General features: G+C 39.2%; 13 protein-coding genes. 12 read left to right on the plus strand and 1 reads right to left on the minus strand.

The window, feature by feature from the left end; genetic code table 11:
* Positions 1-103 precede the first annotated feature (103 nt).
* Positions 104-337: a ferredoxin gene (locus tag BM390_RS08235; protein WP_062319277.1), complete on the minus strand. Its 234-nt coding sequence runs from the start codon at positions 335-337 to the stop codon at positions 104-106.
* Between the two features lie 135 nt (positions 338-472).
* On the opposite strand from BM390_RS08235, the gene BM390_RS08240 reads away from it, so the two are divergent.
* From BM390_RS08240 to spoIVA, 12 genes are all read left to right on the plus strand, one after another.
* Positions 473-1,531, plus strand: a complete 1,059-nt coding sequence (locus BM390_RS08240) for a helix-turn-helix domain-containing protein (protein WP_089854272.1) — start codon at positions 473-475, stop codon at positions 1,529-1,531.
* Positions 1,528-3,036, plus strand: coding sequence for a RecQ family ATP-dependent DNA helicase (locus tag BM390_RS08245; protein ID WP_089854274.1), 1,509 nt, complete (start codon positions 1,528-1,530; stop codon positions 3,034-3,036). Before BM390_RS08240 ends, BM390_RS08245 begins: the two co-directional genes overlap by 4 nt.
* Positions 3,037-3,055: 19 nt before the next feature.
* The gene (locus BM390_RS08250) at positions 3,056-3,649 is read left to right on the plus strand and encodes a hypothetical protein (protein WP_062319288.1); all 594 of its coding nucleotides are present in this window, start codon (positions 3,056-3,058) and stop codon (positions 3,647-3,649) included.
* A 138-nt stretch (positions 3,650-3,787) separates the two neighbouring features.
* A complete protein-coding gene (locus tag BM390_RS08255) occupies positions 3,788-4,756 on the plus strand; it encodes an asparaginase (RefSeq protein ID WP_062319290.1) in 969 nt (322 codons plus the stop codon).
* Positions 4,757-4,776: 20 nt separating this feature from the next.
* The gene (locus BM390_RS08260) at positions 4,777-5,424 is read left to right on the plus strand and encodes a flagellar brake protein (protein ID WP_062319439.1); all 648 of its coding nucleotides are present in this window, start codon (positions 4,777-4,779) and stop codon (positions 5,422-5,424) included.
* 18 nt (positions 5,425-5,442) lie between these two features.
* Complete coding sequence (cmk, locus tag BM390_RS08265) at positions 5,443-6,114, plus strand: (d)CMP kinase (protein ID WP_062319292.1); 672 nt, start codon at positions 5,443-5,445, stop codon at positions 6,112-6,114.
* Complete coding sequence (locus tag BM390_RS08270; protein ID WP_062319294.1) at positions 6,115-6,696, plus strand: lysophospholipid acyltransferase family protein; 582 nt, start codon at positions 6,115-6,117, stop codon at positions 6,694-6,696. It begins immediately after the preceding gene.
* A 93-nt stretch (positions 6,697-6,789) separates the two neighbouring features.
* Entirely contained in the window at positions 6,790-7,938 is a 1,149-nt protein-coding gene (gene rpsA, locus BM390_RS08275; protein ID WP_062319297.1) for a 30S ribosomal protein S1, read from the plus strand.
* Positions 7,939-8,333: 395 nt separating this feature from the next.
* A complete protein-coding gene (gene der, locus BM390_RS08280) occupies positions 8,334-9,644 on the plus strand; it encodes a ribosome biogenesis GTPase Der (protein ID WP_062319299.1) in 1,311 nt (436 codons plus the stop codon).
* An 11-nt stretch (positions 9,645-9,655) separates the two neighbouring features.
* A complete protein-coding gene (locus BM390_RS08285; RefSeq protein ID WP_062319301.1) occupies positions 9,656-10,705 on the plus strand; it encodes an NAD(P)H-dependent glycerol-3-phosphate dehydrogenase in 1,050 nt (349 codons plus the stop codon).
* An 88-nt stretch (positions 10,706-10,793) separates the two neighbouring features.
* A complete protein-coding gene (locus BM390_RS08290; protein ID WP_062319303.1) occupies positions 10,794-11,054 on the plus strand; it encodes a stage VI sporulation protein F in 261 nt (86 codons plus the stop codon).
* A gap of 87 nt (positions 11,055-11,141) precedes the next feature.
* A complete protein-coding gene (gene spoIVA, locus BM390_RS08295; protein WP_089854277.1) occupies positions 11,142-12,620 on the plus strand; it encodes a stage IV sporulation protein A in 1,479 nt (492 codons plus the stop codon).
* Positions 12,621-12,659 lie beyond the last annotated feature (39 nt).

A 12,659-nucleotide genomic window follows, 5' to 3' on the forward strand; every position in this document is an offset into this window, starting at 1 on the left:
CATGTTTCAGCTGCATAAAAAGAGCCGAAACATGTGAAATATAAGCTTGAAATTATTGGTTAAAACTTCTCGCCAACACCATTTGACAAAGAACCGCTTTTTATTATGACAGATCAAAGGGTGTCTGTTGCACTGTGATAGCTTCTGTGGGACAAGCCTCCCTAGCATCAATTAAATCATCTTCAAATAGCGTTGGAATATTAGCTTGACCTGAATTATTATCTAACGCATTATAAGCAAGTCCTTCATCATCATAATCGTAAATATCAGGTGCCAAAGCTCCACATGAGCCGCACGCGATACATAAACTTTTATCTACTTTCGTGTAATAACACATGTTGTTCCCTCCAAGTTAGCCATCCGTATTCATTCTTATTCTAAAGATTAATGTTAAAAGAGACAACCCTAAGATGGAACTAACGCTCGAATTTTTTTCATATAGCTGATATGATGATAGAAAGGAAGTGACACGATGTTTCGCTATCTCATGATTTATTTACTAAAAACCATTAACAGTAATCGGTCTCCTGCGGCGATTTATCATATCTTAACGGGTAAAAAATCATCTCAAACCATTCAGGATCTTCACTTGTTTCAATTACATACGTATTATCGGTTATTACCAAATTTATCACGCCAAGCTTTTGACTATGATGTTGATCAGATGGTTAATGAAGGTTTGATGGAGTGGCTTAACGCTAAAGATTACCGTCTCACAGACAAAGCGTGGGATTATTTATCGACTTACAAAGATACTTGTGATGAAGCTCATAACTTCGAACGGCCAATTGATCATCAGTCAAAAGAAATCTTTACTAAGCGGTTTTATTTAACGATACAAACGTTTACCCAGCGCGTTATGGATGACACTGGTTTTATTCCCTTGATAGACGATATAACGATTCAAGCATTTGTGAAACAATATTACCATCTGCATAAGCACGCTTTACGTGATTGGCTGGAGCAATGTTACGAACAACTTTACGATGTGTTAAAAACCTATCCCGATATTAGGCGCCACATTTATTTGGATCGTTTATCAACGGCTAATCATAATGGCCAGTCGCTGCAGCAACTTGTCGATCGGTACCATGTGACAGAAGCCGATATTTTACTGACACTGGCTTTAATTGAACGCACGTTATTTATTCGTAGTCAACAACACCAGACCCTTCTATCTGATTTATTGCCTGCTGACAATCAACCAAAGATATACGAACGCTTGATGACACGTTCAGCACGGAAAACGCATCAACTCGTAATCAAAGGCTACAAAATTGAGGATTTAATTCAACTACGTCAGCTAAAACGTGGCACTATTGAAGATCACCTCGTAGAAATCTGTATGTTGGATGATCATTTTAAACTCGATGATTACGTCGAAGAAGAGAAGATTGCGATCATTGAATCTTATCTATCAAAACGTCATACACAAAAACTTGCCGAACTTAAACGCACGTTACCTGAAGAAATGACTTATTTAGACTTGCGGTTAGTGTTTGCTCATTATCAAAAGAGGTTACATCAATGAATGCATTAGAAACGTTACAACATTACTTTAATTACCACGCATTTCAAACCGGTCAAAGAGCGGTCATCGATGATTTAAATGAAGGGCATGATGTACTACTAACGCTCCCAACGGGAGCGGGTAAATCAATATGTTATCAAGTACCCGCTTTAATGAATGACGGGTTAACCCTTGTCGTAACTCCGCTTTTATCATTGATGGAAGACCAAGTAAGACATTTAAAAGCGCACGGAATTAAGCGCGTTGCCGCACTTAATAGTTTTAATACAACGACCGAACGTCAACACGTTTTAAAAAATTTGAAGTTGTTAAAGATTCTCTATATTTCGCCAGAACTTTTACAGCAAGACTGGATTTTAAAGCGATTAAAACAATTGTCTGTCCGATTTTTTGTTGTCGATGAAGCCCATTGTATTTCACAATGGGGACATGAATTTCGTCCGGATTATATGAAATTAGAAAGTGTGTTGCAATCGTTAAAACACCCGACACTACTACTTGTAACAGCCACACTAACAGCGGATGTTAAACGGGATATCTATCAACACTTTTCTTCCAGACAAATCAAAGAACATCTTCATATGATTGATCGAGATAATATTAGTTTTATTGTGGAAAAATGCTCCTCTAATTATGAAAAAGATCGTTATATTGTTGACTGTTTATCCACTTACCACGTCCCAACCATTATTTATTTTTCAAGTAAAAAGGAAACGGAACGTGTGAGTCATTATTTAAAAGAACACGTGCCAACCCATCGTATCGCATATTATCATGGTGATTTAGAAAATAATGAACGGATGCTTATCCAACAACAATTTTTATCAGGTGAGCTTGATGTTATTTGTGCGACAAGCGCTTTTGGTATGGGGGTCAATAAAAAAGATGTCCGATTAGTGATGCATTATCATTTGCCAACGCAAATTGAAAGTTTTGTTCAAGAAGTCGGACGTGCAGGACGCGATCACTTACATAGTGTCAGTATTTCGCTAGTGACGGAACACGACCGATTAATTACCGAACGATTAATTGAAGGCGAAATGATAGAAGAGAATGTCCTGTTACAACTCTTCCGCCTGTTAGACCAACAAACGCATCTGGATTTGGCCCTTTTTTCAGATACCCACCAATTAAATGAGATTCATCGGCGCTATTTACAAAACTACCTTGAAAACCATGACATTATCACCGATAATAAGACTATCAATCATCACAAACTTACCGATCAGTTTAAAGATACATGGGTAAGAACAGTAACAGAAAGGCAACAATTTAAACGCAAAAAATTATTTGAGTTGTTGCTGGCGCTAAGTGATGATCGTTGTATTCGGCGATCAATTTATCAACCGTTTCAGCATGACATAAACAAAGACCGATTCGGTTGTTGCTCGGTATGTGGATTTCGATTGGCCCAATTTGAGCCGATACAATTACAAACGTCAATAGAAAACTTAACGTGGGAAGATAAGTTAAACAGGCGGATTCGTCCGTATACAGAAGTGTAAGATTGGAAGGGTGAATAAGATGGATGATCAACATGAAGATCAGGCAAAAGAATTAAGACAACGCTTCGAACAAAGTAAAACCGAAATAGATGAAAAACGCTTTTATACTGAAGATGAAGAAGCTCAAGATCGCAGCGTTCAAGAGGGAATTGATGTACTTGGGTTACCACCAAGAAGTCGCCTCCATGAAGAAAAAAAGCAGAAAGTAAGACTAAAAATCAGTTATGCGATGATTCGCTTAATGGTGATTATCTTTATTCTTCTTGTCGTATTGCTGCTGACGTATCCATATTGGAAAGATACATTTTTTAACACCTCTCACGAAGAAGTCGTTGGTGCACAAACGTTCGATCAATCAACTGTAAAAGACGACGCTCGTTTTCGTTTATCAAAAGAAATTGAGCGACAGGTAGAAGGACCGGCAGGAGAATTTGTCACGTATGAAGGGCGTTTATATATGACCTTAAAAGATGAAACGTTGGTTCAGATTGTTGACCGGTTTTATCAAACACCGGTCATACTTGACACAATTAAAGACATCAATCATATAACGTCAACAACTGAGGTGTTACCAGAAGGCACCCGTCTCTTTTTACCCCATGTAAAAAAATAAGCATCTAAGGAGGCGTCTTTAAGGCGTCTTCTTTCATGTCTAAATACCTAGTTTATTCAAGCTGTTAAGAAATGATCATAACTTTTTATCGTAACTTATGATATAATATTAACGGTTCAACGGAAGGAGTTGTTTTATTTGGAAGACGTATTAGTTATACATACAGGCGGAACAATCGCCATGATGGATGATGTTACATTAGGGACTATTGTCACAAAAGAGCATCCGTTAAAACAATATCGCAATGACTTAAATCAGTTGGCGACGATTGAGGAAGATTATTTATTTGATTTACCTTCTCCTCATATAACGCCAAAAGAGATGTTGCAGTTAGGTCAACATATTGAATCGCGTTTAAAAGAACGGGCGTTTTCAGGTATTGTTGTGACACATGGTACCGATACTTTGGAAGAAACAGCTTACTTTCTTGATTTATATTTACAAACATCCACACCTGTTGTTATTACAGGCGCGATGCGTTCAAGTAATGAAGTCGGAGCGGATGGATTATATAATTTAATTGGAGCAGTAAGGGTTGCGAGTGCTAAAGAGTCAATCAATAAAGGTGTACTTGTCGTCATGAATGATGAGATCCATAGCAGTGCATATTGCATTAAAACATCATCAAGTTCAGTTGCGACGTTTCAAAGTCCGCAATTTGGTCCGATTGGGATTATTACAAAACAAGAAGTTTACTTTTATCATAAATGGATGGAAAGAGAAAAAATTGCTTTTCAGACTGTAAATACTTATGTGCCATTGATTAAAGCGTTCGCAGGCATGGATGAAAGATTTATTGCGTCTTTGACAGCTCAAGAAATGGATGGCCTAGTGATTGAGGGATTTGGTCAAGGGAATTTACCGCCACAAACCGTTCGAACATTAGAGACGTTAATTGAGCAACAGATACCTGTTGTTATTGTGTCTAGAAGCTTTAAAGGCGTCGTTCAACCGACGTACGGTTATCCAGGAGGCGGCCGTGATTTAAAAGATAAAGGCTTTATCTTTGCTAAGCGTTTATCGGGGCCAAAAGCTAGAATAAAATTAATGGCCTTGCTAGAAGCGGGGTATAAATATCAACGTATCGAGGAAATTTTAGAACGTTAATGTATATTGGGGTGAAATGGATGGTGAAGATTGGAACCAATTTAACGCTTGAATTGAATGGTTTAGATGATGAAGTTAAACGCTTTAAATGTCGAGTTGTTGAACAGAAACAACACAAGCTCTACATTGATTATCCAATCAATGTAGAAACAAATCGAACGGATATTTTTCCAGTTGGCACAACTTTTCAAGTCTTTTATGTTGATGACCAGCAAATGGCGTATCGCTTTGAGGGAGAAATTACTGGACGTGTAAAACGAAACGTGCCTATGTTAGAATTAGTATATGATCCGAAAAAGATGAAAAAAATTCAACGGCGTGAATACGTACGGATTAATTCCAGTATGGATGTGGCGTTAAAAGAAACACAGACGAATAAAAAAATAGTGACACTCACCGCTGATATTAGTGGAGGGGGCATGGCTGTCCATGTGCCTCAAGCTTTGTCTTATCAACCAGGTACGACATTTGATGGCTTACTTGTCTTTAAAGTGAACCATGGTGGTTATCAATATGTTTTCGTTCAAATGGCATTGATTCGTATGAAAGAAGAAGCCGAACGTCACAATGTGATGTCGTTAAAATTTGTGTCAATTGATGAGAAAGATAGAGAAAAAATTATTCAGTTTTGTTTTGAGGAACAACTACGTCAACGACGTGGGGATTAAGAAAAAGGGGTTTTACACATGGAGAAAATTAATATTGCTATTGATGGACCAGCTGCAGCTGGAAAAAGTACGGTCGCTAAAAAGGTGGCAGAAGCGTTACATTACACTTATATTGACACCGGGGCAATGTACCGCGCAGCAACATACCTAGCCCTTAAAAATCATGCGAATTTAGATGATGAGCGAGAAATATTAGCTTTGCTTAAACAAGCGCCAATTTCATTGTCGTATACAGATGATGCTCAACACATTTTCTTAGGTGAGGTGGATGTAACTGATGCTATTCGGACAGATGACGTCTCAAACAACGTCTCACTCGTAGCGACTCATAAAGGTGTCCGAAGAGAAATGGTAAAAATTCAGCGTGAGCTGATTAAACAAGCAGGAGTGGTAATGGACGGCCGTGATATCGGGACACACGTTATTCCAGACGCTGCAGTGAAAATCTTTATGATTGCTTCAGTAGATGAGCGGGCGGAACGTCGATACAAAGAGAATTTGGCTAAAGGTTATGAAGCAGACTTAGAAGCGATTAAAGCGGATATTAGACAACGTGATAAAATCGATCAAGAGCGCGAAGTATCACCACTCGTAAAGGCATCGGATGCGATTGAACTTGATACGACTTCACAGTCGATTGATGAAGTGAAGAATGAGATTTTAGCCATCGTCAAAGAGAAGGTGAACTAAATGTCCTTTTATTATTTTGTGAAAAGTCTTGTATGGTACGCGTTAAAACCTTTATATCGAATGGAAGTCAAAGGTGAGGAGAACATTCCAATGACAGGACCTGTCATTGTCTGTGCCAACCACATTTCAAACCTAGACCCACCGCTTGTTGGCGGTTCAATCAAGCGGGACATGTACTTTATCGCTAAAGAAGAGTTATTTGAGAAAAAGTGGCTGAGCAAACTATTGTCCAGTATACATGTCTTTCCTATTAAACGTGGCATGAGTGATCGCGGGGCATTAAGAAAAGCGTTAGGTCTGTTGAAGAACGATCAAGGTTTAGTCATTTTCCCAGAAGGTACAAGAAGTAAAACCGGTCAATTAGGGAAAGGACTCAGTGGTGTCGGATTTTTTGCCTTAAGATCACAAGCAACGGTCGTCCCTTGTGCGATCATCGGTCCTTATCAAGTAGGGAAAAAAGTAAAAATTGTTTACGGGAAACCGATTGACATGGCCACTTTCCGTCAGGAGAAACAAGATGTGAAAGCTGTGACAGAGCACATTATGCAAACGATTAAACAATTAATTGAGAATAATCAGTAAAATTAGGAGATATCACTTGACAAATCGGCTGAAATGTTAGAACTTAGTACAAGGATAGTTATATTTTTGTTGGAAATGAAGGAGGACTTTTTGATGGATGAAATGACAAATGAGTTAGAAAATTTCAAAACATTTGAAGTAGGTGAAATTGTTACGGGTAAAGTTGTAGCAATTGAAGATAAGGAAGTGCTGGTTGCTTTCGGTTCTAAGGATGATGGCCGTGTGCCACTTAAAGAACTATCGAGTCTACCTATCGAATCACCTCGTGAACTCGTAAATATGGATGATGAATTAACATTAAAAATTATTAAAATTGATGATGAAGGTAGCGCTATTTTATCTAAGCGTGCCGTTGATAGTGAAAAAGCTTGGGATGACCTAGAAGCAAAACTTGCATCTGGCGAAGTATTTGAAGCACCAGTTAAAGATGTCGTTAAAGGCGGTTTAGTAGTGGATGTAGGTGTACGTGGTTTTATTCCAGCGTCACTTGTTGAAACGCATTTTGTAGATGATTTTGAGGCTTATAAAGGTCAAACACTGACACTAAAAGTAGAAGAAATCGATCGTGAAAAAAATCGCGTTATTCTCTCACACCGTGCCGTTGTTGAAGCAGAACAACAAGAACAAAAAGATCAAGTATTAGAGGCGATCGAAGAAGGTCAAGTATTAGAAGGTAAAGTAGCCCGCCTGACTGACTTTGGTGCGTTCGTAGACCTTGGTGGTATTGATGGTCTTGTACACATTTCACAACTTGCGCACGAACATGTTGAAAAAGCAAGTGATATCGTCAGTGAAGGTGATACAATCAAAGTAAAAGTCTTGTCAATTGATAAAGACCAAGAACGCATTTCATTGTCACGTAAACAAACGTTACCAGGACCTTGGGAAAAGGTAGCAGAAGAAATTAAAGCAGGTGACGTTGTTGAAGGTACCGTAAAGCGCCTCGTAAACTTCGGTGCCTTTGTAGAAGTATTACCACAAGTCGAAGGTCTTGTGCATATTTCTCAAATTTCACGTGAACATATCGGCACACCTCAAGAAAAGCTTGAAGAAGGTCAAACAGTAACAGTCAAAGTGCTTGAGGTCAATCCAGATGACAAACGTCTTTCACTTAGCATTAAAGAGCTTGAAGATGAACAAGTAGACCAAGAAGTTAAAGCTTATGAAAGAGAAGATGATGATCAAGGGTTTTCATTCAGTGACATGATTGGTGACAAGCTCGATCAGTTTAAAAACGACTAAGCGGATCGTTAACTAGTGAAGAAGGCAGACGAGTTTCTCGTTTGTCTTCTTTTTTGTTTAGTTAAGTGCAAGATGTGGAATGATATAAGGTAAGTAGTAGTAATAAGGGTAGGAGACCTGTAAGATAAGGGAAGGTCTATTCTTATTATGTACGATAAAATCAATGAAAAAGATTGTTTAATTGTTTGATATTTGCTAAACTTAAACAGTTAGTTTTTTATTGACAACAAGCTTTTTAGTGATGATGTCGGAACAGTAGCATCACTGGAAAATGCCGTTATCATGCATCGTTTGAAGATGAGGACCGCTTATCTTCATGTGGACGTTTTGCATGGTGACACTATAAGAAACAGAACAAATCACAAAACTTCAAATATAGAAAGGATGAACCTTTCATGAGAAAATCAACCGTAGCTATTGTCGGTCGACCGAACGTTGGTAAATCGACTATATTTAATCGATTAGTTGGTGAAAGAATTTCAATTGTAGAAGATGTACCAGGTGTGACACGTGACCGAATTTACTCTCAAGCAGAGTGGCTGACAACGTCATTTAATTTAATTGACACAGGAGGGATTGAACTAGGCGACGAGCCCCTCCTTGTCCAGATGCGCGAACAAGCGGATGTCGCGATTCAGGAAGCGGACGTGATTATCTTTATTGTTAATGGACGCGAAGGTATTACAGCGGCCGATGAAGAAGTCGCGAAAATTTTGTACAAGTCTAATAAGCCGGTTGTATTAGCCGTCAATAAAGTAGATAACCCAGAAATGCGAGAAAGTGTTTATGAGTTTTACAGCTTAGGATTTGGAGAGCCCTACCCGATTTCAGGAACGCACGGGTTAGGGTTAGGGGACATGCTGGATGCGGTGATTGGTCATTTCCCTACCCTTGAGACAGAGGAAAAAGATCTCGATACGATTTATTTTAGCCTTATTGGTCGACCTAATGTCGGTAAATCATCACTTGTGAATGCGATTTTAAACGAAGAACGTGTCATCGTCAGTAATATCGCGGGCACGACTCGTGACGCAATCGATACGCCGTTTAAACGCGATGATCAAGATTATGTCATCATTGATACAGCTGGTATGAGAAAACGCGGGAAGATCTATGAATCAACCGAGCGCTACAGCATTTTACGTGCTTTAAAAGCCATCGAACGTTCAGACGTTGTCTTGACACTTATTGATGCTGAAGAAGGCATCATTGAACAAGATAAAAAAATTGCGGGTTATGCTCATCAAGCTGGTAAGGCGATTGTCATTGTCGTGAATAAATGGGATACCGTTGAGTCAGATGAAAAAGCAATGAAAGCATTTGAGGAAAAAGTTCGTGTTCACTTCCCATTCTTAGATTATGCACCTATCGTCTTTTTATCAGCACTAACGAAGAAAAGAACACACAAATTAATTCCTGAAGTGAAAAAAGTCAGTGAAAATCATGCGATTCGCGTTGAAACGAACGTCTTGAATGATGTGATTATGGATGCCGTTGCGATGAATCCAACGCCAACAATGAATGGTAAACGATTAAAAATACTTTATGCGACACAAGTAGCGGTGAAACCACCTGCTTTCGTTGTTTTTGTCAACGATCCCGAACTGATGCACTTCTCCTATGAACGTTTTTTAGAGAATCGTATTCGTGATGCCTTTGGTTTTGAAGGAACACCTATAAAAATATTTGCCCGCAGACGTAGCTGAGGAGGATAATGATGGAAAAAGTAACGGTTTTAGGTGCTGGTAGTTGGGGTACAGCGCTTGCGCTCGTACTCAACGATAATGGTCATGATGTTTGGTTATGGACGCACTTAGAGGAACATGCTAAAGAAATCAATGAAACCCACCATAACAAAGCTTATTTGAATAACGTAGAAATTCCGGAAACAATCACGGTCACAAGTCATTTGACTGAAGCTGTGAAAGATACGACTGCGCTCGTATTTGTCTTACCGACCAAAGCAATTCGTCCGGTTTGTCAACAAGTGAAACAAGTGTTAGACCATCACGTCACCATTATTCATGGAACAAAAGGGATTGAACCAGAGACGTTTAAACGCGTCTCAGAGATGATGGAAGAAGAATTGACTAAAGCATACTTCGATGAGGTTGTTGTCCTCTCAGGGCCATCTCATGCAGAGGAAGTAAGCATTAAACAACCGACCACGGTGAGTGCTTCTTCATTATCAGAAAAAAGCGCGACGCATGCGCAACACTTATTTATGAACGATCGTTTTCGTGTGTATACGAATAAAGATGTTGTCGGCGTTGAACTTGGAGGCTCACTTAAAAACATCATTGCCTTAGGGGCTGGTATTTCAGATGGTTTAGGATATGGTGATAACGCTAAGGCTGCCTTAGTCACGCGAGGACTTGCAGAAATTGCACGTCTTGGAACAGCGATGGGAGCCGATCCTCTGACCTTTATCGGTCTAACCGGTATTGGTGACTTAATTGTGACTTCAACAAGTCAACATAGCCGTAACTGGCGAGCAGGGAACCTTTTAGCCAAAGGTGGTTCACTCGATGACATTTTACAAGAGATGGGGATGGTCGTTGAAGGTGTAAGAACCGCTAAAGCGGCCTATCAGTTAGCGAAAGAAAAGGGTATTGATATGCCAATTACCTCTGGTATCTATCAGATTTTATTTGAGAATGTCGATCCTCAAGCAATGGTTGATCAATTAATGACGCGTCAAAGACGTCCAGAAACAGATGAAATTCATGAGATGTTAAAAGCGCATTATTTAAAACAAGAACAATAATCTTATGACTAAATAAATACGTTTAATTTTTTACACATATACACCTTCTCTTGCATATAGTAAGTATTATGCAAGGGAGGTGTATTTTTTGGATCAAAAACAAATTGAACAGTTTATGGGCTACATTGAACGTCATACGTCTTTATCTGCGGATGATATTTTAAAGGTCGTACAGTCAGTTGATCATGCTGATTTCAGCGATGAGACGACGGTGCACGGACTGGTAGAGACTTTAGAACGTCTCACGCATAAAGAATTATCACCTCAGAAGAAACAAGAGGTCATCCGCATTATAACTTCTAATCAGCAACAATCGGGATTGTTGTCACTATTAAAGTTCTTCCACTAACAAATTCATGATTCGATGCATAAACCTCCCCCTACTCATCATACGCTTTAATATGAGCAGCTTGTCTTGAGATAGGGGAGGATTTAAATGGATAATGAGGCAGTCTTAAAAGATATTTCACTGAGAACAGATGGCGATATTTATTTAGGTGTTGTGGGTGCAGTCAGAACGGGTAAATCAACGTTTATTAAGCGATTTATGGAACGGGTGGTTTTACCACACATTAGCGATTTCTCAGAACGCGAACGAACAAAAGACGAACTACCACAAAGTGCTAAAGGTCGAACAATTATGACAACTGAACCAAAATTTGTCCCGAATCAAGCGGTGCAATTATCGGTCGATGAGGGGTTTGATGTCAGAATTCGCTTAGTGGATTGTGTCGGTTATATTATTGATGAAGCCCAAGGTTTTGAGGATGAACATGGCCCGCGGATGATTCACACCCCGTGGTTTGATGAAGCCATACCTTTTAAAGATGCGGCTGAAATTGGTACAAGAAAGGTAATTCAAGACCATTCAACGATCGGTGTCGTTTTATCAACGGATGGTAGTTTTGGTGAAATTCCAAGAAGCCACTATGTTGAAGCAGAAGAAAAAGTGGTCAGTGAGTTAAAAGAAGTCGGTAAACCGTTCATTATGGTGTTAAATACAACCAAACCAACGAGCGAAGATACCTTATACTTACGTGATACGTTAAAAGAAAATTATGATATTCCGGTTATTCCTTTAAATGTTGAGGAAAGCACAGAAGAAGAATTATACGCGATTTTACGCGAAGCGTTATTTGAATTCCCAGTATTGGAACTAAATGTGCAATTACCAGAATGGGTGTTGACCTTACATGATACGCACTGGTTACGGCAACATTTTAACCAAGCGATTAGTGAGACATTAAAAGAAATCAAACGATTACGAGATGTTGAAGAAATGATTCAAGCCTTTCGGACGTATGATTATATTAGTGAAGCCCATATAAATACAATGGAAATGGGGCAGGGCATTGCCTCGATTGATTTAGATACGACCGATGACATTTATGACCGCGTCTTAACGGAAATGATTGGCGAAGAAATTGAATCCAAAGCTCAATTTATAAAATTAATGCACCGTTTAACCTTAGCAGAAAAAGAGTATCGCGAAGTAGAAGGGGCACTACAGATGGTCAAGCAAACCGGTTATGGTGTCAGTAGTCCACAATTAGAAGATATGACGTTAGACGAACCGGAAATTATTAAACAAGGTCAGCGCTACGGTGTGAAACTTCATGCGAAAGCTCCATCGATTCATATGATTAAAGTTGATGTAACCTCGGAATTTGCGCCGATTATTGGGACGGAAAGTCAAGGTGAAGAATTGATTCGCTATTTGATGCGAGACTATGAATCCGATCCATTATCGATATGGGACCGTGAAGTTTTTGGTCGCTCACTTAGTGCGATTGTAAGAGACGGCATTCAAGCGAAACTCGCGTTAATGCCAGAGAATGCAAGAGAAAAACTCCAACTGTCACTGACAAAGATCGTCAATGAAGGGCATGGCGGTTTGATTGCGATTGTTTTATAATTGAAGCGTACGGCTTTGCCGTACGTTTTTTTAAAATGC

The organism is Halolactibacillus miurensis, from assembly GCF_900116255.1.
GTDB classification, from domain to species: Bacteria; Bacillota; Bacilli; order Bacillales; family Amphibacillaceae; genus Halolactibacillus; species Halolactibacillus miurensis.